At 62.3% G+C, this 25872-nt stretch carries 27 protein-coding genes; 19 read left to right on the forward strand and 8 right to left on the reverse strand.

The features are described 5' to 3' along the window. Positions 1-160 precede the first annotated feature (160 nt). The 6 genes from pstS to phoB all read left to right on the forward strand — a co-directional run bounded on the left by pstS (position 161) and on the right by phoB (position 5669). The gene (gene pstS / locus CLI93_RS11520; RefSeq protein ID WP_095543220.1) at positions 161-1201 is read left to right on the forward strand and encodes a phosphate ABC transporter substrate-binding protein PstS; all 1041 of its coding nucleotides are present in this window, start codon (positions 161-163) and stop codon (positions 1199-1201) included. Between the two features lie 65 nt (positions 1202-1266). Beyond that, positions 1267-2301: a phosphate ABC transporter permease subunit PstC gene (gene pstC, locus CLI93_RS11525; RefSeq protein ID WP_172424338.1), complete on the forward strand. Its 1035-nt coding sequence runs from the start codon at positions 1267-1269 to the stop codon at positions 2299-2301. 26 nt (positions 2302-2327) lie between these two features. Continuing rightward, positions 2328-3191, forward strand: a complete 864-nt coding sequence (gene pstA / locus CLI93_RS11530; protein WP_095543249.1) for a phosphate ABC transporter permease PstA — start codon at positions 2328-2330, stop codon at positions 3189-3191. A 40-nt stretch (positions 3192-3231) separates the two neighbouring features. Next, positions 3232-4014 carry a phosphate ABC transporter ATP-binding protein PstB gene (gene pstB, locus CLI93_RS11535; protein ID WP_238946632.1) on the forward strand — a complete coding sequence of 261 codons (783 nt, stop codon included), beginning with the start codon at positions 3232-3234 and terminating at the stop codon, positions 4012-4014. Positions 4015-4213: 199 nt separating this feature from the next. Continuing rightward, positions 4214-4915, forward strand: a complete 702-nt coding sequence (gene phoU / locus CLI93_RS11540; RefSeq protein ID WP_095543222.1) for a phosphate signaling complex protein PhoU — start codon at positions 4214-4216, stop codon at positions 4913-4915. Between the two features lie 43 nt (positions 4916-4958). Further along, on the forward strand, positions 4959-5669 hold the full coding sequence (gene phoB, locus CLI93_RS11545; protein ID WP_095543223.1) for a phosphate regulon transcriptional regulator PhoB: 711 nt from the start codon (positions 4959-4961) through the stop codon (positions 5667-5669). A 50-nt stretch (positions 5670-5719) separates the two neighbouring features. Here phoB and lipA read toward each other — a convergent pair whose 3' ends face one another. From lipA to CLI93_RS11560, 3 genes are read right to left on the reverse strand one after another with little or no spacing between them, the layout of a single operon-like run. After that, a complete protein-coding gene (lipA, locus tag CLI93_RS11550) occupies positions 5720-6712 on the reverse strand; it encodes a lipoyl synthase (protein ID WP_095543224.1) in 993 nt (330 codons plus the stop codon). Then, on the reverse strand, positions 6709-7413 hold the full coding sequence (gene lipB, locus CLI93_RS11555) for a lipoyl(octanoyl) transferase LipB (RefSeq protein ID WP_095543225.1): 705 nt from the start codon (positions 7411-7413) through the stop codon (positions 6709-6711). Before lipB ends, lipA begins: the two co-directional genes overlap by 4 nt. A gap of 12 nt (positions 7414-7425) precedes the next feature. Further along, positions 7426-7716: an HP0495 family protein gene (locus CLI93_RS11560; protein WP_095543226.1), complete on the reverse strand. Its 291-nt coding sequence runs from the start codon at positions 7714-7716 to the stop codon at positions 7426-7428. A 365-nt stretch (positions 7717-8081) separates the two neighbouring features. Here CLI93_RS11560 and CLI93_RS11565 point away from each other — a divergent pair, with 365 nt between their 5' ends. The 9 genes from CLI93_RS11565 (at position 8082) to CLI93_RS11605 (ending at position 15234) form a co-directional block, all read left to right on the forward strand. Continuing rightward, positions 8082-8423 carry an ATP synthase subunit I gene (locus tag CLI93_RS11565; RefSeq protein WP_172425550.1) on the forward strand — a complete coding sequence of 114 codons (342 nt, stop codon included), beginning with the start codon at positions 8082-8084 and terminating at the stop codon, positions 8421-8423. A gap of 13 nt (positions 8424-8436) precedes the next feature. Then, positions 8437-9315 carry a F0F1 ATP synthase subunit A gene (gene atpB / locus CLI93_RS11570; protein ID WP_095543228.1) on the forward strand — a complete coding sequence of 293 codons (879 nt, stop codon included), beginning with the start codon at positions 8437-8439 and terminating at the stop codon, positions 9313-9315. A gap of 103 nt (positions 9316-9418) precedes the next feature. Beyond that, the gene (gene atpE / locus CLI93_RS11575; protein WP_420823123.1) at positions 9419-9679 is read left to right on the forward strand and encodes a F0F1 ATP synthase subunit C; all 261 of its coding nucleotides are present in this window, start codon (positions 9419-9421) and stop codon (positions 9677-9679) included. A gap of 33 nt (positions 9680-9712) precedes the next feature. Next, positions 9713-10183, forward strand: a complete 471-nt coding sequence (locus tag CLI93_RS11580) for a F0F1 ATP synthase subunit B (protein WP_095543229.1) — start codon at positions 9713-9715, stop codon at positions 10181-10183. Between the two features lie 12 nt (positions 10184-10195). After that, positions 10196-10729, forward strand: a complete 534-nt coding sequence (locus CLI93_RS11585; RefSeq protein WP_095543230.1) for a F0F1 ATP synthase subunit delta — start codon at positions 10196-10198, stop codon at positions 10727-10729. A 71-nt stretch (positions 10730-10800) separates the two neighbouring features. Next, positions 10801-12354: a F0F1 ATP synthase subunit alpha gene (gene atpA, locus CLI93_RS11590; protein WP_095543231.1), complete on the forward strand. Its 1554-nt coding sequence runs from the start codon at positions 10801-10803 to the stop codon at positions 12352-12354. 35 nt (positions 12355-12389) lie between these two features. After that, positions 12390-13265: a F0F1 ATP synthase subunit gamma gene (gene atpG, locus CLI93_RS11595; protein WP_095543232.1), complete on the forward strand. Its 876-nt coding sequence runs from the start codon at positions 12390-12392 to the stop codon at positions 13263-13265. Between the two features lie 22 nt (positions 13266-13287). After that, on the forward strand, positions 13288-14694 hold the full coding sequence (gene atpD, locus CLI93_RS11600) for a F0F1 ATP synthase subunit beta (RefSeq protein ID WP_095540264.1): 1407 nt from the start codon (positions 13288-13290) through the stop codon (positions 14692-14694). Between the two features lie 123 nt (positions 14695-14817). Then, positions 14818-15234, forward strand: coding sequence for a F0F1 ATP synthase subunit epsilon (locus CLI93_RS11605; protein WP_095540190.1), 417 nt, complete (start codon positions 14818-14820; stop codon positions 15232-15234). Between the two features lie 277 nt (positions 15235-15511). On the opposite strand, the gene proX (CLI93_RS11610) is transcribed toward CLI93_RS11605, so the two are convergent. From proX (CLI93_RS11610) to proV, 4 genes are all read right to left on the reverse strand, one after another. Beyond that, a complete protein-coding gene (gene proX, locus CLI93_RS11610) occupies positions 15512-16495 on the reverse strand; it encodes a glycine betaine/L-proline ABC transporter substrate-binding protein ProX (RefSeq protein WP_172424340.1) in 984 nt (327 codons plus the stop codon). Between the two features lie 89 nt (positions 16496-16584). Continuing rightward, complete coding sequence (gene proX / locus CLI93_RS11615; protein WP_095543234.1) at positions 16585-17634, reverse strand: glycine betaine/L-proline ABC transporter substrate-binding protein ProX; 1050 nt, start codon at positions 17632-17634, stop codon at positions 16585-16587. 43 nt (positions 17635-17677) lie between these two features. After that, positions 17678-18895 (reverse strand): glycine betaine/L-proline ABC transporter permease ProW, encoded by a 1218-nt coding sequence (proW, locus tag CLI93_RS11620; protein WP_095543235.1) that lies wholly within the window; start codon positions 18893-18895, stop codon positions 17678-17680. 42 nt (positions 18896-18937) lie between these two features. Beyond that, positions 18938-20191 carry a glycine betaine/L-proline ABC transporter ATP-binding protein ProV gene (gene proV / locus CLI93_RS11625; RefSeq protein WP_095543236.1) on the reverse strand — a complete coding sequence of 418 codons (1254 nt, stop codon included), beginning with the start codon at positions 20189-20191 and terminating at the stop codon, positions 18938-18940. Between the two features lie 715 nt (positions 20192-20906). On the opposite strand from proV, the gene CLI93_RS11630 reads away from it, so the two are divergent. From CLI93_RS11630 to CLI93_RS11645, 4 genes are all read left to right on the forward strand, one after another. Then, complete coding sequence (locus CLI93_RS11630; RefSeq protein WP_095540195.1) at positions 20907-21683, forward strand: transporter substrate-binding domain-containing protein; 777 nt, start codon at positions 20907-20909, stop codon at positions 21681-21683. A gap of 214 nt (positions 21684-21897) precedes the next feature. Beyond that, a complete protein-coding gene (locus CLI93_RS11635; RefSeq protein WP_095540196.1) occupies positions 21898-22584 on the forward strand; it encodes an ABC transporter permease in 687 nt (228 codons plus the stop codon). A 13-nt stretch (positions 22585-22597) separates the two neighbouring features. After that, positions 22598-23311: an ABC transporter permease gene (locus CLI93_RS11640; protein ID WP_095543237.1), complete on the forward strand. Its 714-nt coding sequence runs from the start codon at positions 22598-22600 to the stop codon at positions 23309-23311. 19 nt (positions 23312-23330) lie between these two features. Beyond that, complete coding sequence (locus CLI93_RS11645; protein WP_275249646.1) at positions 23331-24122, forward strand: ABC transporter ATP-binding protein; 792 nt, start codon at positions 23331-23333, stop codon at positions 24120-24122. An 83-nt stretch (positions 24123-24205) separates the two neighbouring features. Here the strand turns inward: CLI93_RS11645 and CLI93_RS11650 are convergent, their stop codons facing one another. Beyond that, the gene (locus CLI93_RS11650) at positions 24206-25681 is read right to left on the reverse strand and encodes an ATP-binding protein (RefSeq protein ID WP_095543238.1); all 1476 of its coding nucleotides are present in this window, start codon (positions 25679-25681) and stop codon (positions 24206-24208) included. Positions 25682-25872 lie beyond the last annotated feature (191 nt).

Consider the following 25872-nt stretch of genomic DNA (forward strand, 5'->3'; position numbering starts at 1 on the left):
GGGCGCGCAGCGTAACAGAAAGCCAATGCCGTGGCGCTTGCGGTGGCAGGGCATGTCATACAGACGTCACAAAGCTTTTTTAAAGTGCGTGGCGTCAGGGCCGGCACAGGCGCGCTGATGACTTCTTTCACCATCCCCCGATCTGTTCATGAGGAATCCAATGAGCAAGTTTGTTTTCCATGCAGTGGTTGCATGCGGCCTGGCCTTGTCCGTGGCTGGCAGCGCCTGGGCGCAGGACGTCAATGGCGCGGGCGCCAGTTTTCCGGCGCCGGTGTATGCCAAGTGGGCTTCGGACTACCACGCGGCCACGCAGCTGCGCATCAATTACCAGTCGGTAGGCTCCAGCGCGGGGCTGCGCCAGATCGAGGCGCGCACGGTGGATTTCGGCGCCTCCGATGCGCCGCTCAAGGACGAGGCGCTGAAGGACAAGGGGCTGGTGCAGTTCCCCACTGTGATCGGCGGCATCGTGCCGGTGGTCAACATCAAGGGGGTGGAGCCGGGCCAGCTGCGCCTGACGGGGCCGGTGCTGGCCGACATTTACCTGGGCAAGGTGCGCAAGTGGAACGATGCGGCGATCCAGTCGCTCAACCCCGAGCTGAAGCTGCCCGATGAGCAGATCGCCGTGGTGCGCCGCGCCGATGGCTCGGGCACGACGTTTGGTTTTACCAATTACCTCAGCCAGGTCAGCCAGGCCTGGAAGGAGCAGGTGGGCGAGGGCTCGGCCGTGAAGTGGCCCACCGGCTCGGGCGGCAAGGGCAACGAGGGCGTGGCGGCCTTCGTCAGCCGCCTGCCCAGCTCCATCGGCTATGTGGAATACGCCTACGCCAAGCAGAACAAGATTGCCTATGCGCAATTGCAGAACCAGGACGGGCAGTTCGTGCACCCGGGCGAGGCGTCCTTCAAGGCCGCCGCCGAAGGCGCTGATTGGCAAAACAGTTTCTACCAAGTGCTCAACAACAAGCCGGGCGCGGCCGCTTGGCCCATCACCACGACGACCTACATCCTGATGCACGCCAAGCAGGATAACGCAGGCAAGGCGGCGGCTACGCTGAAGTTCTTTGATTGGGTCTATCAGCATGGCGATGCGCCGGCGGCATCGCTGGACTATGTGGCGCTGCCCTCCAGCGTCAAGGACATGGTGCGCAAGCAGTGGGCCGAGGGCATCCGCGATGCGGCGGGCCAGCCCATTGCCTGGCAGTGAGGGGGCGGCTGCAGCACGCTGCTGCAGCGTGAGCAATGCGATGCAACACCACACAAGAGGCAGCCATGTCTGATGCCTTGACCATGCCTGCGGTGAACACCGCGGGCTCTGATGCCCAGGTCCGCCAGCAGCCGCTGCGGCAAGAGGGGTCCAAGCCCCCGCAGCGCAGGGTGGGCAAGCTGCCCGATCTGCTGTTTGGCCTGCTCACGCGCGGCGCGGCCGTGCTGACGCTGGTTGTGCTGGCGGGCATCATGGTGTCGCTGCTGGCGGCGGCCTGGCCGGCCATTCAGGCCTTTGGCCTGGGCTTTGCTCTCGACGCCGAATGGGATCCGGTGCTGGAAGAGTTCGGCGGCCTGTCGATGATCTACGGCACGCTGGCCACGTCGCTGATTGCGCTGCTGATTGCAGTGCCGGTGAGCTTTGGCATCGCGCTGTTTTTGACCGAGTTGGCCCCGCCCTGGCTCAAACGCCCGCTGGGCACGGCCATCGAGCTGCTGGCGGCTGTGCCCTCGATCGTCTATGGCATGTGGGGGCTGATGGTGTTCGGGCCGGTGCTGGTGGAATATTTCCAGAAGCCGCTGCAGGCCCTGCTGGGCGATGTGCCGGTGCTGGGGGCGCTGTTTGGCGGCGTGCCCATGGGCATTGGCCTGCTGCCGGCGGGCATCATCCTGGCGATCATGATCATTCCCTACATCGCGGCGGTGATGCGCGATGTGTTCGAGGTCACGCCGGCGTTGCTCAAGGAGTCGGCCTACGGCCTGGGCGCGACGACCTGGGAGGTGGTCTGGAAGGTGGTGCTGCCCTACACCAAGGCCGGCGTGATCGGCGGCATCATGCTGGGGCTGGGGCGCGCGCTGGGCGAGACCATGGCCGTGACCTTCGTGATCGGCAACGTGGCGCAGCTCTCGGCCTCGCTGTTCGATCCGGCCAGCAGCATCACCGCCACGCTGGCCAATGAATTTGCCGAAGCCAGCGCCGGGCTGCACCAGGCCTCGCTGTTCTACTTGGGCGCGTTGCTGTTCTTTATTACCTTCGTGGTGCTGGCGCTGTCCAAACTGTTGCTGCTGCACCTGCAAAAGGGCGAGGGGAGAAAGTCATGAACCAGTCGCCCAAGCAGGCCAGGCCGATGGCCAAACAGGGCAGCGCCGAGCAGCGGGCGCAACTCTTCAATCGCCGCAAGCGCATCAATGCGCTGGCTATTGCGCTGTCGCTGCTGGCCATGCTGCTGGGCCTGTTCTGGCTGCTGTGGATTTTGTGGGAGACGCTGCGCCAAGGGCTGGGCGGGTTGAGCTGGGCGCTGTTCACGCAATCAACCCCGGCGCCCAACACGCCCGGCGGCCTGGCCAATGCGCTGTACGGCTCCTTCGTGATGGTGTTGCTGGCCACCTTCGTGGCCACGCCCATCGGCATTCTGGCGGGCATCAGCCTGGCGGAGTTCAACCCCAAGGGCTGGCTGGCTTCGACCACGCGCTTCGTCAACGACATCCTGCTCTCGGCGCCCAGTATCGTCATCGGCCTGTTCGTCTATGCCATCGTCGTGGCTAGGTTCAAGGGCTTTTCTGCCTATGCTGGGGCCTTTGCGCTGGGGCTGCTGGTGGTGCCGGTGGTGCTGCGCACCACCGAGAACATGCTGATGCTGGTGCCCAATGGCCTGCGCGAGGCGGCCTATGCGCTGGGCGCGCCCAAGTGGAAGGTGGTCTGCATGGTCACATTGCGTGCGGCGCGCTCGGGCGTCATTACCGGCATGCTGCTGGCCGTGGCCCGCATCTCCGGCGAGACCGCGCCGCTGCTGTTCACCGCGCTGAACAATCAGTTCTGGAACACCGACATGGGCCAGCCCATGGCCAGCCTGCCGGTGGTGATCTTCCAGTTCGCCATGAGCCCCTACGAGAACTGGCAGCAACTGGCCTGGGCTGGGGTGTTTCTCATCACGCTGGCGGTGCTGGGCCTGAATGTGCTGGCCCGCTACGTGACGCGCCAGAAGCGTTGAGCGCATCTGCCCCACCAATCAACCCCGAGGACATCTGCCCATGAATAAGGCAATGAGCAAACCGCAGGAGCGGGCCAAGATTGCGGTGCGCAATCTGAATTTCTATTACGGCAAGTTCCATGCGCTCAAGAACATCAGCATGGAAGTCCCAGAGAAGAAGGTCACGGCCTTCATCGGCCCTTCGGGCTGTGGCAAGTCCACGCTGCTGCGCACCTTCAATCGCATGTTCGAGCTCTACCCCGAGCAGCGCGCCGAGGGCGAGATCATGCTCGATGGCGAGAACCTGCTCTCGCGCAACCTGGATGTGGCGCTGGTGCGCGCGCGCGTGGGCATGGTGTTCCAGAAGCCCACGCCGTTCCCGATGTCGGTGTACGACAACGTGGCCTTTGGCGTGCGCCTGTTCGAGCGCCTGTCCAAGTCCGAGATGGACGACCGCGTCGAGAATGCGCTGCGCAAGGCAGCCTTGTGGAACGAGGTCAAGGACAAGCTGCACCAAAGCGGCTCTGGCCTCTCGGGCGGGCAGCAGCAGCGCCTGTGCATTGCGCGCGGCATTGCCGTGATGCCCGAGGTGCTGCTGCTTGACGAGCCCTGCTCGGCGCTCGACCCACTCTCGACCAGCAAGATCGAGGAGCTGATCGAGGAGCTCAAGGACGAGTACACCGTGGTCATCGTCACGCACAACATGCGGCAGGCCGCGCGCTGCAGCGATTACACCGCCTACATGTATCTGGGCGATCTGATGGAGTTCGGCCCCACCAAGGAGCTGTTCATCAAGCCCCAGCGCAAGGAAACCGAGGATTACATCACCGGCCGTTTCGGCTGAGGCGCCCCGCAGCGCCGCAGTAAGAACCTGTTCAAAATCTCTGCACGGTGGTCAAGAGAGCGGATTTGAGCGGTCTGCGGCGTTGCAAAGCCTCGCCATAGCTGGGGCTATGGCTGCGTTTTGCGCCTTGCATTCCATCCCAAACCGCTTCTTGCCCACTCGCACCGAGAATTTGAACAGGTTCTAAGGAGATTTCCCCATGCCCGACCAACATTCCTCATCACAGTTCGATGCCGAGCTCAAGTCCATTTCCGCACGCATCATGGAAATGGGCGGCTTGGTTGAAGCGCAGATCAAAAACGCCATCGATGCCCTGAGCCATTTCGATATGTGTGCTGTCGATCGGATTGCGCTTTTGGAAGAGCGTGTCAACGCGCTGGAGGTGGACATCGACGCCGACCTCTCGACCATCATTGCCACGCGCCAGCCCACGGCCAAGGACTTGCGCATGCTGCTGTCTATCTCCAAGGCTACCTCCAACCTGGAGCGCATTGGTGATGAGTCCAGCAAGATGGGCCGCATGATCAAGACCTTGATCGACAGCAGCACGCCGCTGAATCTGCCGATCATGGACTTGAAGTATTCGGGGGAGCTGGCCGCTGCGCAGCTGCGCCGCGCGCTTGATGCGTTTGCGCGCCACGATGTGAGCGACGTGGTGGGCATCTTGCGCCAGGACGACGTCATCGACCGCGAGTTCGAGGGCTATGTGCGCAAACTGGTGACTTACATGATGGAAGACCCGCGCAAGATCACCCTGAGCATGGAGTTGCTGTTGCTGGCCAAGTCCATCGAGCGCATTGGCGATCACTCCAAAAATCTGGCCGAGCTGATTGTCTTCATGGTCAAGGGCAAGGATGTGCGCCACACCCCGGTGGAGCAGGTGCAGTCCGCGCTGCAATGACGGCATGCCGCATCACTCAACCACACAGCAAAAGGGAAGGCCGATGAGTACGCCAGGCAATGCAGTGCGTGTCTTGATTGTGGAGGACGAGGAGGACATTAGCGAGCTGATCGCCGTCAACTTGCGCCACCATGGATACGAGCCCGTGTGTGTCAGCGATGGGGAGGCCGCGCAGTGCGAGATCAATCGTGTCCTGCCCGACATCATCCTGCTGGATTGGATGCTGCCGGGCCAGAGCGGATTGGCGTTGGCACGCCAGTGGCGCACTCAGTCACGCACCAAAACCGTGCCGATTCTGATGCTGACCGCGCGCGGGGATGAGCCAGACAAGATCGCTGGACTTGATGCTGGCGCCGACGACTATCTCACCAAGCCATTCTCGATCCAGGAGTTGCTCGCGCGCATCCGCGCCGTGTTGCGCCGTCGTGCGCCGGAGCAGGCTGGCGATGCCGTGCAGATTGGCAAGTTGCACCTGGACGCCGCTGCCCACCGTGTCATGCTGGGCGGGCGGCCTTTAAAGATGGGGCCCACCGAATTTCGGCTGCTCAATTACCTGATGCAATACCCTGAGCGCGTGCACAGCCGCGCCGCGCTGCTGGACAAGGTCTGGGGCGATCACGTCTTTATTGAGGAGCGCACCGTTGACGTACACATCAAGCGCCTGCGTGAAGCACTGGCCGAGGCTGGCAGGATGATCGAAACAGTGCGTGGGGTGGGCTACCGCCTGACGGCCAACCCAGGGGCAGACATTTGAGGCGTCTGCCGCCCTGATGCGCACAGGCGCAGCCTTGAGCAGGTCTGTCTTCAGGCTTGGCTCAAGCCGGCGGCATGGGCCTGCTCGTCGGCGTGGTAGGAGCTGCGCACCAACGCGCCGACGGCAGCGTGCGTGAAGCCCATTTTGTAGGCTTCGTCCTCGAACATGCGGAAGGTGTCCGGGTGCACATAGCGCTTGACAGGCAGGTGGCTGCCCGACGGGGCCAGGTACTGGCCAATGGTCAGCATATCGATGTCGTGCGCGCGCATGTCGCGCATGACCTGCAGGATTTCCTCGTCCGTCTCGCCCAGGCCCACCATCAGGCCGCTCTTGGTCGGCACAGTCGGGTTCAGGGCCTTGAATTTTTTCAGCAGGTTAAGGCTGAATTGGTAGTCAGAGCCGGGGCGGGCCTGCTTGTAAAGGCGCGGCACAGTCTCCAGGTTGTGATTCATCACATCAGGCGGTGCGGCCAGCAGGATTTGCAGTGCGCGGTCGTCGCGGCCACGAAAGTCGGGCACCAGGATTTCGATCTGCGTCTGTGGTGAGAGCTGCCGCGTGCGCTCGATGCAGGCCACGAAATGGCCACTGCCGCCGTCGCGCAGGTCATCGCGGTCCACGCTGGTGATGACCACGTAGCGCAGCTTCAGCGCTGCAATGGTCTTGGCCAGGTTCAGCGGCTCGTCTGGATCCAGCGGATCGGGGCGGCCATGGCCTACGTCGCAGAACGGGCAGCGGCGCGTGCACTTGTCGCCCATGATCATGAAGGTGGCCGTGCCTTTGCCAAAGCACTCGCCAATATTGGGGCAGCTGGCCTCCTCGCACACGGTGTGCAGCCGGTGCTCGCGCAGGATTTGCTTGATTTCGTAGAAGCGCGTAGAGGGCGAGGCAGCCTTGACTCGGATCCAGTCGGGCTTTTTCAGTACCTCGCCGTGCTCGACCTTGATTGGAATGCGCGCCAGCTTGGCAGCGGCCTTTTGCTTGATCGTGGGGTCGTAGGCGGGCGCCGATGGGGCTGCCGGATGGACGGTGGGCGGTGTGCTCATGATGGGTGGGCGTGTGGCGGGGCCTCTGCCAGCAGCTGTAATTGCTGGCGCAACTGCGCCACCAGCGTGGCGCTGACGCGCTGCGGATGCGCGGGCACGCCGATTGTATGCATGTCGGTGGTTGCCAGCGCCTGGTAGCCGCAGGGGTTGATGCGCTGATAGGGGCTCAGATCCATGGCCACGTTCAATGCCAGGCCGTGGTAGCTGCGACCCTGGCTGATTTTGACGCCCAGCGCGGCGATCTTGGCCAGGCCATGGAAGGTCGGCGGCGTGCCTGATGCTTGTGCCGGCAGCGGCGAGGTATCGCCAGGCGCCTGGGCCCGTACGTAAACGCCCGGGGCGCCAGCCACCCTGTGCCCGGCAATGCCAAAGGCCTGTAGCGTGCCGATGATGGCCGCTTCGAGCCGGGTTACGTACTCCTTGACAAACAGGCCTTGGCGCTTGAGGTCGACGAGCGGGTAGGCCACGATCTGCCCTGGGCCGTGGTAGGTGACCTGGCCGCCGCGCGTCGTGGGCACGACGGGGATGGCGCCGGCATCGAGCACATGGCCCGTATCGGCCGCAATGCCCAGCGTGAACACAGGTCGATGCTGGCAAATCCAAAGCTCATCGCATTGCGTGGCCGTGCGCGCAGCCGTCCACTGCTGCATGGCTGCGGCAGTGGGAGGGTAGTCGACGAGGCCGAGGTGGCGGACGATCACGGCAAGCGGGAGTCAGAGCACCATCTTGGACAGCGGATGCGCCGTCAGCTCTCGATAGATGTTATCGAGCTGCTCGCGACTGGTGGCCAACACCGTGATGGTGATGCCCAGGTATTTGCCCTGGGCGCTTTCACGCAGTTCGATGGTGGTTGCGTCGAACTGCGGATCGTGGCGCGCGGCGATGGACTTGACCGCTTCCACGAATTCAACGCTGTTCTCGCCCATGGCCTTGATGGGGAATGGCGCTGGGTAATCGATCAGAGACTCTTGTTGAGATGGGATGGGGCTGGAATCCTGGGTCATGGCTGACAACTGGGTTTGCGAGGGAGATGGTGAAAGAACAGTAAAGAAAAGCAGGGCTGCAAAGAGCCAGGCGATTGTAGAGACCGCCACTGCATCGCAGCACACATAAGGGCGTTCAGGGCCAGCGCAAGGGCATTCCTATAATCGTGCGTTTTGGGCCGGGCCTTGGCGTCCAGCGGGGAGGCCGGGTCTGCAGCAAGAGGTAAGAAATGGTCGATGGGCAACAGCCGCCAGCGCGCGCGCAAACAGAAAAAGGCTTGGCATGGGATGAGCAGGAGCCGGGTGAGGACGTGTGCGCTCCGCCCCTGAATGCTGAGCAGGCCGCGCATTGGCGGCAGCGTCATCGCGCCATTTCCCCCTGGCAGGTGCTGCTCTGGCAAGGGCTGGCGGCGTTGTTGGGCGGGGGTGTTCTTTGGCTGGTTTTGCAAGAAAGTGTGGCTATAATCTCGTGGTTTTACGGGTACCTGACGATTGCGCTGCCCGCTGCGCTGTACGCCAAGGTGGTCGTCAGCCAGCCTGGGCTGACGACTTTGGTCGCGCATGAAATGCTCAAGCTGCTGCTGACAGTGGCTTTGCTGGCGCTGGCGTCCGTTTTGCTTGGCAAGGTGAACTGGCTGGCTTTGCTGCTGGCGGTGGTGCTGAGCGTCAATATGTACTGGATCGCCCCAATTTGGCTGGCGCGCTCTGGTGGAATCCGCAACGATTGAAAAGAGTTGGCTTATGGCTGCGAATGCTGAAGGACAGACGGCAAGCGAGTACATTGTTCACCACTTGGGTCATTGGACCAACCTCAAGCAAGGCTTCATCGTTGATTTCTCGGTCGTCAACTACGACTCGATCCTGATTGCTCTGGTTTTGGGCTTGCTTGGCGTCTATGTGTTGTACAGAGCAGCCAAGAAGGCCACATCTGGTGTGCCTGGTCGCTTTCAGGCGGCTGTGGAATTGCTGGTGGAAATGGTGGATGGTCAGGCCAAGGCCAATATCCACAACGCTGAAAGCCGCAAGTTCATCGCGCCTCTGGCGCTGACTGTGTTCGTCTGGATCTTCCTGATGAATGCCATGGACTTGCTGCCTGTGGATTTGCTGCCCCATCTGTGGGCCAAAGGTTATGAAGTGGCTGGCGCTGATCCGCATCATGCCTATCTGCGCGTTGTGCCGACAGCCGACCTGTCGACTACTTTCGGTCTGTCGATCGCGGTGCTGCTGCTGTGCCTGTACTACTCGGTAAAGATCAAGGGCTGGGGTGGCTGGGTTCATGAGTTGGTGACTGCGCCCTTTGGTACCTCCAAGAATCCCATCTTTGCTGTCATTTTGGGGGTGGTGAACTTCCTGATGCAAATCATTGAGTATGTCTCCAAAACTGTGTCGCACGGCATGCGATTGTTTGGCAACATGTATGCGGGTGAACTGGTGTTCATGCTGATTGCTTTGATGGGCGGTTATGCGGCTCTGTCCATGGGTGGTGCGCTCCTGGGATTGGGGCATGTGATTGCCGGTACGATCTGGGCGGTGTTCCATATTCTGGTGATTACTCTGCAGGCTTTCATTTTCATGATGCTTGCGCTGATTTACCTGGGTCAGGCGCACAGCGCGCACTGATGGGTATTGGTGGCGGCGCTCTGTCAGCGTGCAAGGGTTGATGGGGCGCTGTTGCTGTGGCTTTGTTTCTTTTTCTCAACCTCCACTAACTGAAGGAAAAATCATGGAAATCATTGGCAACATCAACGGTCTGGTTGCTCTGGCTTGTGGTCTGATCGTGGGCCTGGGTGCCATTGGTGCCTCGATCGGTATCGCACTGATGGGCGGCAAGTTCCTGGAGTCTTCGGCGCGTCAGCCTGAGCTGATCAACGATCTGCAGACCAAGATGTTCATTCTGGCTGGTCTGATCGATGCTGCCTTCCTGATCGGTGTGGCTATTGCTCTGCTGTTCGCATTCGCAAATCCCTTCGTTCCGACGGTCTGATTTCGTTCAACGCCACGTTAAGGAGGTGTTGCAATGAATATCAATTCGACACTGTTCTTTCAGGCCATTGTTTTCTTGATCTTGGTGTGGTTCACGATGAAGTTCGTGTGGCCGCCCATTGTCAAGGCCTTGGATGAAAGAGCGCAAAAAATCGCCGATGGCTTGGCTGCGGCTGATAAAGCCAAGTCTGATCTGGTGGCGGCAAACCAGCGCGTGGAGCAGCAACTGGCCCAATCGCGTGATGAGACGGCCTCCCTGTTGGCTGATGCTGAGCGTCGCGCGCAGGCCATCGTCAATGAAGCCAAGTCCCGAGCCACGCAAGAGGCCGAAAAGATTCTGGCTCAAGCCAAGTCCGATGCCGATCAGCAGCTGGCCCAGGCGCGCGAGTCCCTGCGCGATCAGGTGGCTGTGCTGGCCGTTAAGGGCGCGGAGCAAATTCTTCGCAAAGAGGTGAATGCGGGCGTGCACGCCGACCTGCTCAATCGCCTCAAGGCTGAGCTGTAAAGGGGGTGCGACATGGCGGAATTGGCCACGATTGCTCGCCCTTATGCCGAAGCCTTGTACAAGGCTGTGGGTGATGTCGATGCGGCGCAAACACAGCAATGGTTGGATGTGTTTGCGGCCGTCGCGGCAGATGCAGAGGTCTTGCGCGTTGCGCAAAGCCCCAAGGTCAGCCAGGACGATGTAATGGCATTGTTTGGCGGCGTCAGTCGGCAGGAGTTGCCTGCGCTGGCACGCAATTTTTTGAAGGTGGTGGTCGACAACGGTCGTCTGGCCGCGCTGCCGCAGGTTGCCCAGCAATTCCGTGCCTTGAGTAATGCGCGCCTGGGTGTGGCCGATGCCGTGGTTTACAGTGCGTTTCCCTTGTCTGAGGTGCAATTGCAGGAGCTGCGGCCGTCGCTGGAGCAGCGCTTTGGGCGCAAGCTCAATCTATCGGTCGAACTCGACGAGTCATTGATTGGCGGCGTTCGAGTGGTTGTGGGCGATGAAGAGTTCGACGCTTCAGTCAAGGCCCGTCTGGAACAAATGAAAGCAGTGTTGACCGCCTGATCGGTACGCAAGTACGGAACTCGCAAGTGCGTGTGACCCTGTAGTCAAAATCAAGCAACAAGGAACGAGTCATGCAACTCAATCCAGCAGAAATTTCCGAGCTGATCAAAAGCCGCATCGAAGGGCTGGAATCCAGTGCCGATGTGCGCAATCAAGGGACCGTGGTGTCGGTCACTGATGGCATTGTCCGCGTTCATGGCCTGTCCGAGGTGATGCAGGGTGAAATGCTGGAGTTCCCGGCAGACAAGAGCGGCAACCCCACGTATGGCCTGGCGCTGAACCTGGAGCGCGACTCCGTCGGTGCCGTGATTCTGGGTGAGTACGAGCACATCTCCGAAGGCGATGTGGTCAAGACCACGGGCCGCATTCTGGAAGTGCCCGTTGGCCCCGAACTGGTGGGGCGCGTGGTCAATGCGCTGGGCCAGCCCATTGACGGCAAGGGTCCGATCAACGCCAAGCAGACTGACGTGATCGAAAAGGTTGCGCCCGGCGTGATTGCCCGCCAGTCCGTGGACCAGCCGCTGCAGACCGGCCTGAAGTCCATCGACTCCATGGTGCCGATCGGCCGTGGCCAGCGTGAGCTGATCATTGGTGACCGCCAGACCGGCAAGACGGCCGTGGCCATCGATGCCATCATCAACCAAAAAGGTCAGGGTGTTACCTGTATCTACGTGGCCATCGGTCAGAAGGCCTCGTCGGTGAAGAACGTGGTGCGCGCTCTGGAGCAGGCCGGCGCCATGGAATACACCATCGTCGTGGCGGCCACGGCTTCGGAGTCGGCCGCGATGCAGTACGTCTCGGCCTATTCGGGCTGCACCATGGGCGAGTACTTCCGTGACCGTGGTCAGGATGCGCTGATCGTTTATGACGATCTGTCCAAGCAGGCCGTGGCCTACCGTCAGGTATCGCTGCTGCTGCGCCGCCCGCCCGGTCGCGAAGCATTCCCTGGCGACGTGTTCTATTTGCACAGCCGCTTGCTGGAGCGCGCTGCTCGCGTGAATGCCGACTACGTCGAGGAATTCACCAAGGGCGAGGTCAAGGGCAAGACCGGCTCGTTGACTGCGCTGCCCATCATCGAAACCCAAGCCGGTGACGTCTCTGCCTTCGTGCCTACCAACGTGATCTCCATCACGGACGGTCAGATCTTCCTGGAAACCAACCTGTTCAACGCAGGCATCCGTCCTGCCATCAACGCCGGTATTTCCGTCTCGCGCGTCGGTGGCGCTGCGCAGACCAAGCTGATCAAAGGCCTGTCCGGTGGTATCCGTACCGACCTGGCGCAGTACCGTGAACTGGCTGCTTTCGCGCAGTTCGCCTCTGATCTGGACGAGGCCACACGCAAGCAGCTCGACCGTGGCGCGCGCGTCACTGAGCTTCTCAAACAGCCGCAGTACTCGCCGCTGAACATTGCCTTGATGGCCGCTTCGCTGTTTGCCGTCAACAAGGGCTATCTGGACGACGTCGAGGTCAAGCGCGTGCTGGACTTCGAAAAAGGCCTGCACCAATACCTGCAGACATCGCATGGCGCGTTGCTCGACAAGCTACTGAGCAACAAGGCGATGGACAAGGATGCAGAAGCCGAGCTCACCTCTGCCATTGAATCCTTCAAGAGATCGTTCGCCTGATTTCAGCGCACTGACCTCAAGTACAGGAGTTTTCTATGGCAGCAGGAAAGGAAATACGCGGCAAGATCAAATCGGTGGAAAACACCAAGAAGATCACCAAGGCCATGGAAATGGTGGCCGCGTCCAAGATGCGCAAGGCACAGGAGCGCATGCAGGCTGCACGCCCTTATAGCGACAAAATCCGTACCATTGCTGCCCACTTGGCAGCAGCCAACCCTGAGTATCGTCACCCCTTCATGGTGCAAAACGATGCCAAGGCGGCCGGGGTGATTGTCGTGACCACCGACAAGGGGCTGTGTGGCGGCATGAACACCAACGTGTTGCGCGCCGTGACCAACAAGATTGGCGAGTTGCAGAAAAAAGGCGATGCCATCCGTGCGGTGGCCATCGGCGGCAAGGGCTTGGGCTTTCTCAACCGCATCGGCGCGCCGGTGGTGGCTGAGGCCACGGCGCTGGGCGATACCCCGCGCATCGATGCGCTGATTGGCCCCGTCAAGGTACTGCTCGATGCCTATGTGGCCGGCGAAATCAATGCCGTTTATCTGAGCTATACCCGCTTCATCAACACCATGCGTCAGGAGTCGGTGATTGAGCAGCTTTTGCCGCTGCAGCCGGAACATTTGGCCGCGCAGCCCGGGCAGAAGAAAGCTGCTGACTGGGACTACATCTACGAGCCAGATGCGCAGACGGTCATTGATGAGCTGCTGGTGCGCTACATCGAGTCGTTGATCTACCAAGCGGTAGCTGACAACATGGCTTCGGAGCAATCTGCCCGCATGGTGGCCATGAAGGCCGCCACCGACAACGCAGGCAACGTGATCGACGAACTCAAACTGGTCTACAACAAAACCCGCCAGGCGGCCATTACGACCGAACTGTCGGAAATCGTCGCAGGCGCGGCTGCCGTTTAAACATATTTGATTGGGAATGGAAATGGCTCAAGCTGAAGGAAAAATTGTTCAAGTGATCGGCGCCGTGGTGGACGTGGAGTTTGCACAGGATGCCGTGCCCCATGTGTTCGATGCGCTGAAGCTGGAAGGCTCTGCGCTGACGCTGGAAGTGCAGCAGCAGCTCGGTGACGGTGTGGTCCGTACCATTGCGCTGGGCTCGTCCGACGGTCTGCGCCGCGGCCTGAAAGTGGTCAACACTGGTAATCCCATCACCGTCCCCGTGGGCCCGGCCACGCTGGGCCGCATCATGGACGTATTGGGTAACCCCATTGACGAGCGTGGCCCAGTGGATCAGACGCAGACCGCGTCCATCCACCGCAAGCCGCCTGCCTATGACGAACTCTCTCCATCGCAGGAGCTGTTGGAGACCGGCATCAAGGTGATCGACTTGGTGTGCCCGTTTGCCAAGGGCGGCAAGGTGGGTCTGTTCGGTGGCGCCGGCGTGGGCAAGACTGTGAACATGATGGAGCTCATCAATAACATCGCCAAGGCGCACTCGGGTCTGTCGGTGTTTGCCGGTGTGGGTGAGCGCACCCGTGAGGGCAACGACTTCTACCACGAGATGTCGGACGCCAAGGTGGTCAACCAGGAAAACCTGGCGGATTCCAAGGTGTCCATGGTCTATGGCCAGATGAACGAGCCGCCGGGCAACCGTCTGCGCGTGGCGCTGACCGGCCTGACGATTGCCGAATCCTTCCGCGACGAAGGTCGTGACGTGCTGTTCTTCGTGGACAACATCTACCGCTACACGCTGGCCGGTACCGAGGTGTCCGCGTTGCTGGGTCGTATGCCTTCGGCCGTGGGCTATCAGCCTACGCTGGCTGAGGAAATGGGCCGCCTGCAGGAGCGCATCACCTCGACCAAGGTGGGCTCGATCACCTCGATCCAGGCCGTGTACGTGCCGGCCGATGACTTGACCGATCCTTCACCCGCAACAACGTTTGCGCACTTGGATTCGACAGTGGTGCTCTCGCGTGACATCGCTGCCCTGGGTATTTATCCGGCCGTGGATCCTCTGGATTCGACCAGCCGCCAGCTTGACCCTCAAGTTGTCGGTGAGGAGCACTACCAGGTGGCACGTGCTGTGCAGGGCACGCTGCAGCGCTACAAGGAGCTGCGCGACATCATCGCCATTCTGGGCATGGACGAACTGGCACCGGAAGACAAGCTGGTTGTGGCCCGCGCGCGCAAGATTCAGCGTTTCCTGTCGCAGCCTTTCCACGTGGCCGAAGTGTTCACCGGCTCGCCTGGCAAGTACGTGCCGCTGTCGGAGACCATCCGTGGCTTCAAGATGATCACCAATGGCGAGGTCGATCACCTGCCCGAGCAGGCCTTCTACATGGTGGGCACGATCGACGAAGCCATCGAGAAAGCCAAGAAGCTGGCCTGATTGGCCTGAGGCCATGCGGCCTCGGCCCGCAGGCCCGGAAGCGCGGCTTACCAGTCGGCGTCTACCCGGGCCTTGCAGGGCTTTGGCACATGGCCTGCCCGGAAACTGTTGCAAGGAACGCCAATGAACACCATTCACGTCGACGTGGTCAGCGCCGAGGAGTCCATCTTCTCGGGCGAAGCCAAGTTTGTCGCACTGCCGGGTGAGTCCGGCGAGTTGGGCATTCTGCCGCGCCACGTGCCGCTGATTACCCGTATCAAGCCGGGGTCGGTGCGCATCGAGTTGCCTGATGGCAAGGAAGAATTCGTTTTCGTGGCCGGTGGCATTCTGGAGGTGCAGCCCGATCGGGTAACCGTGCTGTCCGACACGGCCGTGCGCGGCGCGGATCTGGACGAGGAAAAGGCCAATCGCGCCAAGCAGGCCGCCGAGGATGCACTGCGCAACGCCAAGAGCGACATCGATTTGGCCGCAGCCCAGTCCGAGTTGGCCGTGCTGGCCGCGCAGATCGCGGCATTGCGCAAGTACCGCCAAAAGCGCTGATTGTTGCGTTGCGTCGCGGCGCGCCCCTGAGTAGCGCGCTTCGCTGCGTTTTTTGCCGGCTTGTTGTGCCGGTCTGCGGCGGGCACAAGCGTAAGGCACCAGAAAATCTGCCCCTAACCGCCAGCGGCTCGGTTGCTGGCGGTTTTGTTTTGCGCGTTCGTCTTGTTCGTTTCTGCACGCGTCACCATCAAAAAGGCACGGGCTCCGCAAAGGGTCCGTGCCTTTTTGATGGCCGGGGCCATGAAGGCCCCTTTGTCTTACACCAGCTTGATGGCTTTTATGGCTTCTTGGCGGCGGCCTTGGCCTGCTCGATCCAGCCGTCGAAGGTGGCTTGGTTGGCGGCGATCCAGCCGTCGACGTGGCGGGCCACCTGGGCGGCGCTGTTTTCGCCTTGCTGCATGCGCAGGTTCTGGGCGTTGACGTCGGCGATGGGCAGCTGCATCAGTGCGAACAGCTTGGCCGCAGCGGGGTTTTGCTGGGCAAACTGCTTGTTGGCTACGATGTGCTGGGTGTTGACCGGGAAGCCGTAGTTCGAGCCATCGGGCAGCTTGGTTTCGACCTTGGCCTGCTCACCGGGCAGTGAGGTGAAGGGCACTTGCAGCCAGACCACGTCGCTGCCAGGCTTGAGCACGCCCGAGACCCAGTACGGCGTCCAGGTGTAATAGAACACCGGCTGGCCCTGCTTGTAGCGCGCGATGGTGTCGGCGATCAGGGCGGAGTAGCTGCCCTGGTTGTGCGTCACGCTACCGCTCAGCTCGTAGGCCTTGAGGTGGTGCTCGATCACGGCCTCACAGCCCCAGCCCGGGTTGCAGCCTGTCAGGTCGGCCTTGCCATCGCCATTGGTATCGAACAGCTTGGCGATTTCAGGCTTCTTGAGCTGCTCCAGATTGTTGATGCCGTGGGCGTCGGCGGTTTTCTTGTCGATCAAGTAGCCCTGCAGCGAGTTGGTGACGTAGGTGCCTTCACGGTAGAACTTGTCATCGCCGCCAGCGTTTTTGTAGAAGTCGTCGTGCAGTGGCTTCCAGTTCACGGCCATGAAGGTGGCGTCGCCATTGGCGATGGCGACGAAGCCGGTGGCGTACTCGGTCTCCTTGATGTCGGCCACGTCATAACCGAGCTTTTCCAAGGCGCGCGAGACCAGCAGGGTCTGGAAGGTCTCCTCGGCGATCGAGCTTTTGATGGGGGTGACGCGCACGCCCTGGCCCGGCAGCTCCTGCGCCTGGGCGGCAGCGCCCAGCCCCAGGCTGAGCAAAGCGGCCATGGTCAGCGGACGCAGGCAGGTGGTGTGCAGGTGTTTCATGGTTCTTCCTTTCGTGTGCGTAGATGAGAAATGACGCTAGCGCGCTGGGCTCATGGCCGCTGGCGCTGCGCAGGGGCCTTTTGGGCCTGTGCGGCCCGGGCCTGTTGCAGCCAGCCGTCGAAGGTGGCGCGGTTGGCCTGAATCCAGGCCTCGGTATGGCGCTCCAGGTCGGCTGGGCTGTTTTCACCCTGCTGCATGCGCAGGTTTTGGGCGTTGATGTCGGCAATGGGGATGCGGGCGATCTCGAAGAGCTTGGCCGCAGCCGGGTGCTGCTGGGCAAAGCGGCGATTGGCCACGATGTGCTCGCGGGCGATCGGGAAGCCATAGTTCTTGCCGTCGGGCAGCGTGGTCTGGGCCTGCTTGACGTCGCCGCTCAAGTCGGGCAGGGCGGTGAAGGGCACCTCCAGCCAGCTCACTTCCTGGCCGGGGCGCAGTACGCCGCTGACCCAGTAGGGCGTCCAGGTGTAGTAGAGGATGGGCTGGCCAGCGCGGAAGCGCTCCAGCGTATCGGCCATCAGCGCGTTGTAATTGCCCTGGCGGTGCTCGACGGTCTCGCGCAGCCCATAGGCGCTGAGCTGGTGCTCAATGGCCAGCTCGCAGCCCCAGCCTGGATTGCAGCCGGTCAGGTCGGCCTTGCCATTGCCGTCGTGGTCGAACAGCCGGGCGATGGCCGGATCCTTGAGCTGGGCCAGATTGGTGATGCGGTGCTCGGTGGCGGTCTTGCGGTCGATCAGATAGCCTTGCGCGCCGCCGTCGATGAACACGCCCTGGCGGAAGAAGACCCGATCGCCGCCGGCCTTTTCGTACATACCTTGGTGCAAGGGCCACCAATTGACGGCGGTGTAGGTGGCATCGCCATTGGCAATGGCCAGGTAGGCGGCGGTCAGGTCGGCCTCCAGAATAGGTTGCACGGCAAAGCCCAGCTCTTGCAGGGCGCGGTTGACCACCATGGTCTGAAAGCTCTCCTCGGCCAGATTGGTTTTGATGGCCTTGATGGGCGCGGCCGCAGCCGGAGACTGGGCGGAGGCCGCAGGCAGCAGGGCGGCACCCAGCAAGGCGATGACCAAAGGGGAAATCAGGCGGGGCAAGTGCAGTGGCATGGGGCCTCTCCTTCTGCAAGAAAACACGCGGGCTGTGTCACGCTCAATGGCCATGCGCCGGGCGCGATGCGGTGGCCGTCTGACTGGGCTGGGCAGCGGGTCCATGGCCTGCGGATGTGGCAGGGGTGCGCCGCCACAGCCGGCCCAGCATGCCCAGCGGGCCTTGCTGGCGCCAGGACTGCCCGGCCCGCCGCGGCTGGCCCATGGCCTGGGTGATGCGGTCGAGCGTGATGGCCAACAGCACGATGCCCAGACCACCCACCGTGGCCAGGCCCATATCCAGGCGGCCGATGCCGCGCAGCACCATCTGCCCCAGGCCGCCGACGGCGATCATCGAGGCGATCACCACCATGGACAGCGACAGCATCAGCGCCTGGTTGACGCCAGCCATGATGGAGGGCATGGCCAATGGCAGCTGCACTTTGGCCAGCAGCTGCAGCGGTGAGGCGCCGTAGGCGCGGGCGGCCTCGACCAGATCGGGGCGTACCTGGCGGATGCCCAGGTTGGTCAGCCGCACCAGCGGCGGCAGCGCGAACACGATGGTGACGATCACGCCAGGCACGTTACCGATGCCAAACAGCATCACCACTGGCACCAGATAGACGAAGGCCGGGGTGGTTTGCATGGCGTCCAGCACGGGCCGTGCGATGCGTTGGGCGCGGTCGCTGCTGGCCAGCAAGATGCCCAAGGGAAGGCCAATCAGCAGGCAGAACACCAATGAGGTGAGCACCAGCGCCAGTGTGACCATGGCCTCGGGCCAGACGCCGAGCATGGCAATGGTCAGCAGCGACAGCAAGGCGCCAATGGCAACGCGCCGCCCAGCAAACTGCCAGGCCAGCAGCGCCAGGATGGCAATCATGCCCAGCGTGGGTACGCTCAGCAGCCCCTGCTCAATGCCGCTGAGCGTGGTGTCGATGGGAGTGCGAATGGTCTGGAAAAAGGGCCGGAAGTGTGCGACGAACCAATTCAGCCCTTGATTGATCCAGTCCTGCACGGGCAGGCTGCCATCCCAGAGCTGGTGAAGGGCAAATCCATCGGCTGCCGCGCTGGCCTCGGCGTTTGCGCTACTGGAGAGCCAGTCTGCATTGGCGCTGGTGCCGCCATCGCCCCAGGGGTTGGCCGGGCTTGTCGGGGTAGTGGATGGGGCGGGGGCGGCGGAAGCCCAGGGATTGCCCGCTGCTGCTGCCGGGGATGCGGGCTGGGGGCTAGCGGTTGGGGCGGCCGTGGCGGCCCAAGGGTTGTCGTGGTGCGTGGAACTCATGCGATACGGGCGATACGGGAAGAGTGGTGCAGGGGGGCAGGCTCAGGGCGCGGCGGCACTGTCGGCGAGCTGGGCCGTGGCGGGCTCGCTGGGCAGCGGCGGGGTTTCCCGATCGAGAAAGCGCAGCAGCCTGGTGCGGCTGACCATGCCCAGCAGCTGCCCATCCTCGCCCAGCACGGGCAGCGGGTAGCGCGGCTCGGCGGCGCGGCCTACGACATCGGCCACCAGCTCATCGCCACGCACGCTGATGACCTGGGGCAAAAAGGCATCGGACAGTGGCTGCAGCTCGTTGCTGCCATCGCGCGCTTCGCGCAGCGAGTCGATCGAGACGATGCCCTCGAAACGTTGGCCGCGCGAGACCACATAGCCGAACTCGCGGTCCTGCTCTTGCAGAATGCGCAGCGCTGCGCGCAGGCCCTTGCCTGGCTTGATCTCCAGCACGGGCTGCGACAGGCGCGCGATGTCGCTGGCCTTGAACACCATGGATGCATCGACCCCCTTGGTGAAGCTGCGCACGTAGTCATTGGCGGGGTTGCGCAGAATCTGCTCGGGCGTGCCCACTTGCACCACCTGACCGTCTTTCATGATGGCAATGCGGTTGCCAATGCGCATGGCCTCATCCAGATCGTGCGAGATGAAAACAATGGTGCGCGGCTTGGCCTCTTGCAGGCGCAGTAGTTCAGACTGCATGTCTGTGCGGATGATCGGATCCAGCGCCGAAAAGGCCTCGTCCATCAGCAGAATGGACGGATCGGCCGCCAGCGCGCGCGCCAGACCCACACGCTGCTGCATGCCGCCGGAGAGCTCGTCCGGATAGCTGGCGCCCCAACTGCCCAGGCCGACTTGCTCCAGGGCATCCTGAGCGGCGCGCTGGCGCGTGGGCTTGTCCACGCCGGCCAGCTCCAGGCCCAGGGCCGTGTTGTCCAGCACGCTCATGTGCGGCATCAGCGCAAAGGACTGGAACACCATGCTGATGTCCTTGCGGCGCAAGGCGCGTAGTGCGTTTTCGCTGAGCGCGTTGATGTCCTGCCCGTCCACCAGAATCCGGCCGCTGCTGGGCTCGATCAACCGGTTGAGCATGCGCACCAAAGTGCTTTTGCCAGAGCCCGACAGGCCCATGATGACGAAAATCTCTCCAGCCTCGATCTCAAAGTGCGCGTCGAATACGCCGATGGATTGGCCGGTGCGCTCCAGAATGGTCTGTTTGTCCAGGCCCTGCCGGGCCAGTGCAATGGCCTGCTCGGGTTTGTCGCCAAAGACTTTGAATACGTGTTCGATCTGGATGCTTTTGGCCATCAGGGAGAAGATCCTTTGTCTTGGTTGAAGGAGGCGGGCGGGCTGCTGGGCGCCTGCGGTGTGCTGTGTGTAGGCGACAGGCCAGCGCCTCTGCGTTGATAGCCTGGACAGGCAACGGCATTGCGCCGTACAGGCTTGGGGAGTGTGGAGCGCCCAAGCTGCGTATGCATTAACCAGCGAGGCTATGGGGCAAACCTACCTGCGCAGGGCGGGGCCGGCAGACCGCATAGACGGAACTGCTGCCCATTGCGCTTGGGTGTCGGGATGGTGAGCCAGGTGCAGTGCAGGGTACGCAGGGCGACTGCAACACGGGTGCAACACCAATGGTCGGTGGATTGGCCACGCTGGCCGCCAAAAAGAAGCGGGGAAACGAGGCCTGGGGGCGGAAATAAAAGTGCAGAGCGGCAAGCGGCTCATTATAACTTTGGGATTTTTATGAAGCGAAAACTATAGCCTTGTCGATATTAAGCCAAGGAGGTGGCCTGCGATGCGATGGTTTACCCGTAAATGCGCTGTGCAGCGGGCGTTGGCATGTACGGGGGCATTTTTGACGCACTAGAATCGCGCGTATGTTGCCGGTGCCATGTGGACGTGAGCGGTGGCGGTGCCGCATTTTTGCGGCGGTCATTGCCGCGCAAAGGCCTCCGGCGTGATTTGGACTGGCTGGGAGTGGGCGCCATGCCCCTCCCGGCATTGCCTTTCAGGATGGAGCATGATGAAAAAACGACTTCTTGGCGCAGCTGTCGCCGCAGCCCTGGCGATGGGCTCTTCGCTGGCCTGGGCGCAGGATCTGCGCGTGGCCGTGGACCCGACCTACGAGCCCATGGTCTACAAAAACGCCCAGGGTGAGCTGGTGGGCTTCAACATCGACTTCGCCAATGCGCTGTGCGAAGAGCTCAAACGCAAGTGCGTATTCGTCGAGCAGGTCTGGGATGCCATGATCCCTGGCCTGCAAAGCCGCCGCTACGACGTGATCATCAGCGACATGAACATCACCGAAGAGCGCAAGCGCGTGATCGATTTCACCGGCCGCTACTACAAGACGCCCAGCGTCATCGTGGTCAAGAACTCGGTGGACTTCAAGGATCTGGACTCCCTCAAGGGCCTGACTCTGGGCGTGCTCAAGGGCAGCACCATGCAGCGCTATGCCGAGGGCGAACTGGCCCCGCGCGGTGTGAAGCTGATGGGTTATGAAGCGCAGGATCAGGTTTACCTGGACATCAAGTCCGGACGTCTTGATGGCACGGTGGCCGACAAGATGGAGGTCGATGGCGCCTTCCTGGGCAAGCCAGAGGGCAAGGACTTCAAGGTCGTCGGCCCTGACCTGCTGGACGAGAAGTACTTCGGCGAAGGCATGGGCATTGCACTGCGCAAGGGCCAGCCCGAGCTCAAGGAGCAGCTCAACAAGGGCATCAAGACCCTGCGCGAAAACGGCAAATACCAGGAAATTGCCAAGAAGTATTTCGATTTCGACCCGTACGGCGCGGATTGATTGAATGGGCGCGCGCAAGGCATGTCCTGGGCCTGTGGCCTAGGCGACTGGGTGCATAGCCACACTGCGCCAACTGGCGCAAATACAGGTCTGGTTGGGGCGGTCGCCATGACTCCCCAGCCAGGCTTTACTGTTGGGCGCCTGGTGCGCGTGGTGGCATCGGGTGCGCGGCAGCAAGTGTGACAAGTGTGCGGGCGCGTGAACAGGTCTGGGCATGACTGGCTACTATCTTTCCATCCTGCAAGGGGCGCTGCTGACGGTGGCGCTGTCGCTGGCTTCGTTGTTGGTGGCCATCGTGCTGGGGCTGCTGGGGGCGGGGGCCAAGCTCTCGCGCAATCGCCTGGCGATGGCGCTGGGGCAGATCTATACCACGGTGGTGCGCGGTGTGCCTGAGCTGCTGCTGCTGCTGCTGGTGTTTTATGGCGGCACCACGCTGCTCAATATGCTGCTGGAGCGCCTGGGCTACACGCAGGGCATCTCCATCAATCCGTTCATGGCCGGGGTGCTGACCATTGGCTTCATCTATGGGGCCTATATGACGGAAAACTTCCGCGGCGCCATCAAGGCCATTCCCATTGGCCAGCGCGAGGCGGCGCTGGCGTTTGGCATGCAGCGCTGGCAGGTGTTTCGCCGCATCACGCTGCCGCAAATGATCCGCTACGTGGTGCCCAGCTTCACCAACAGCTGGATGGCGCTGATCAAGGCCACGGCTTTGGTCAGCCTGATCAATCTGCAAGACATGACCTATCTGGCCACGCAGGCTGGCCGCGCCACGCGCGAGCCCTTCCTGTTCATTCTGCTGGTGGCGGGCATTTATTTGCTGTTCACCAGCCTGTCGCTATGGGTGCTGCGCAAGATCCATGCGCGCTACAGCCTGGGCAGCGAGACCATCAGCCTATGAATGGGAGTGACGCATGCAATGGGCTGTGATTTTTGAGCCTGCGACCCTGCAGCTGTATTTCAAGGGCTTGTGGAGTACGTTTGCCATGCTGGCCGGCTTGCTGCTGGCTGGTGGCATTGCCGGCGTGGTGTTTGCGCTGATGCTGGTGTCACGCTCTTGGATACTGCAGCGCATAGCCTCGACCTTCACCTACTTCGTGCGCGGCACGCCGCTGCTGATCCAGATTTACCTGATCTATTTCGGCATCGCCCAGCTGCAGTGGGTGCAGGCGCTGTGGGATACGGTCTGGCCGCTGACGCATTTCAAGAACCCGCTGTTTTGCGCCATGCTGGCCTTCAGCATCAACCACGCGGGCTATCTGGCGGAGATCCTGGCTGGGGCGATCCGCGATACCAGCCGGGGCGAGGTGGAGGCCGCCTACGCCATGGGCATGGGGCGCTGGCAGGTCATGCGCCGCATCGTGTTGCCCAGCGCCATGCGCCGCGCGCTGCCGCCCTACAGCAACGAAGTGATGCAGATGATGCACGGCACCAGTCTGGCCAGCTCGGTGCCAGGGCTGTTCGAGCTGACCTCGGCGGCCAGCAAGGTCAACCGCGATTACTATCTGACTTTCGAGGCGTATCTGTTTGCTGCCGCGCTGTACTTGGTCGTCACCTTCACGATGATGGGCCTGTTCCGCCTGGCCGAGAAGCGCTATACGGCCTACCTACAGCCCCATTCGCACTGAACCCACGAGGCAACCAGGCATGACCATGACAGAGCACGCACCCGCCGACATCCAGCTCCAGGTGCTGGACATCCACAAGAATTATGGCGAGCATCAGGTGCTGCGCGGCGTGTCACTGTCCGCTCGCGCCGGTGATGTGATCAGCATCATCGGCAGCTCGGGCTCGGGCAAGAGCACCTTTTTGCGCTGCATGAACCTGCTCGAACGCCCCAACCAAGGGCGGATTCTGCTCAAGGGCGAGGAGCTGGGCTTGCGCAAGCACGCCGATGGCGAGCTGCACGCCGCAGACATGGCCCAGTTGCAGCGCTTTCGCACCAAGCTGGCCATGGTGTTCCAGCACTTCAATCTGTGGGCCCACATGACGGTGCTGCAAAACATCATCGAGGCGCCCGTGCATGTGCTCAAGCAACCCAAGGCGCAGGCGCTGGAGGCCGCGGCCCGTTACCTGGACATGGTGGGGCTGAGCGGCCAGGGCGACAAATACCCCAGCCAGCTCTCGGGCGGGCAGCAGCAACGCGTGGCGATCGCTCGAGCCCTCGCCGTGGAGCCTGAGGTGCTGCTGTTTGACGAGCCCACCAGCGCGCTCGATCCGGAGCTGGTGGGTGAGGTGCTGCGCATCATGCAGTTACTGGCTCAGCAGGGGCGCACCATGGTGGTTGTGACGCACGAGATGGGCTTTGCGCGCGAGGTCTCCAACCATCTGGTGTTCCTGCACCAGGGCCGCATCGAAGAGCAGGGCGATCCGCGCCAGGTACTGGCCAACCCCAGCAGCGAGCGGTTGGCCAAATTCCTCTCGGGCAATCTCAAATGAAATCCTAGGCCGGCTTTCGGGCATTTTCGGACAGGGCCTGCCCCAAAGTCCTCGCAGATGCGAGGACTTTTTGATTGTGGAGGTCAGAACTGCGTGGGTGGGAATGCGTTGCGCTTGACCTTGGGCCGCTGCAAGCGTTGCTCGTCCTTCCACTGCGCATTGCTGGGCGCCTGATCGAGGCGAATGTGCGCCACCAGGCCGCCGCTGTTGGCATTGGTCAGGGCAAAGCGCCCACCCATGCGCTGTACGGTCTTGTCCACGATGGACAGGCCCAGGCCCGCGCCTGCGGCGGCCGTGCGGGCGCTGTCGCCACGGAAGAAGGGCTTGAGCAGATTGCCCAGCTCTGCCTCGGGCACACCGGCGCCATGGTCGCGGATCTTGAGCAGCACGTATTTGGAGCCCGAGAACTCGCTGGCGACGATCTCTACCTGCGCGATGCCTGTGTCCGGCGTCTTGCCGTAGCGGCGGGCGTTTTCCAGCAAATTGGTGACTACGCGCGAGAGCTCGACCTCGTCGGCATAGACGTACAAATCGCCCGGCACGCGGGTGCTGATTTCCATCTCGCCCAGCTCCTGGATGGAGAACACGCAGTTGGAGACGATGCTTTGCAGGTTGACGCTGTTGCGCTTGCCGGAGACGGGGCGCGCATAGTCCATGAACTTGTCGATGATGGCGTCGAGCTGCACGATGTCGGCCACCATGTGCTCGCGCGCCAGCTCGTCGGCCACGCTCATCTCCGTCTCCAGCCGCAAGCGCGCCAGCGGCGTGCGCAGGTCGTGCGAAATGCCCGCCAGCATCACGGCGCGATCCTGCTCGACCTTGGAGAGCTGCTCGGCCATGCGGTTGAAGCCGATGTTCACTGCGCGGATCTCACTGGTGGCCACTTCCTCGTTGAGCTGGCTGTTGCCGAAATCGCCTGAGCCCAGGCGGAAGGTGGCGTTGGACAGCTCCTTGATCGGCTTGTTGAGCAGCCTCGTGATGACGGCCGCGCCGGCCAGCGAGATGCCCACCGCCGCCATCAGCCACAGCAGCACCGTGCGCCCGCCCACTGGGCTCAGGCGCGAGCTGTCCATCAACAGCCAAGTGTAGTCGTCGCCCAGGCGAAAGCTCACCCACAGCCCGGGCGTGCCATTGACCTTCTTGGCCACCAGGGTCTCCATGCCCAGGCGGCTGCGCAGCTCGGCGCTGAGCTTGTTGCCCAGCGCCGAGTCGGTCATCAGCTCATAGGTGTCGGCTGGCTCGTGCGGCTGGATGCGCATGCCCTCCTGCTCGGACAGCGTCTTGAGCAGCGAGACGCGGGCGATCGCGTCCGAGTGTGTCAGCCCGGCGCGGCTGAGGTTGACCATGGTGGCAATCTGCTGCGCCGTGTGCAGCGTGCGCGGCTCGAACTCCAGCGCGCGAAACGACTGGATCCACACCACGATAGTGGCCACCAGCAGCAGCGACAGCAGGATGAAGGTGCGCCAGAACAGGCTTAGGTGGATGCGGCGCTGGCGCGCCCCATGAGCCTCTTCAAGAGGTGCGTCGTCGTCGTCGGTTGGGGCTGGGGCTTTCTTCATGGCGGCAGTGTAAAAGACGGCCCGGCATGGGAATTGCGGGGCCCTGGGGCCCCGCACGGTGCAAGCGGCAGGCCAGGGCGGCGGCGCGCTCGCAGCAAAACCGGGCCATTGTGGCCCGGTCGACGGTGGCACAGCGCCACGCCTTGGAGGCAGTGGCGCGGTCGCACAGGGTTGCAGCGTTGGCCGCCTGC

It is taken from the genome of Vandammella animalimorsus (genome assembly GCF_002288875.1).
GTDB lineage: Bacteria > Pseudomonadota > Gammaproteobacteria > Burkholderiales > Burkholderiaceae_C > Lampropedia > Lampropedia animalimorsus.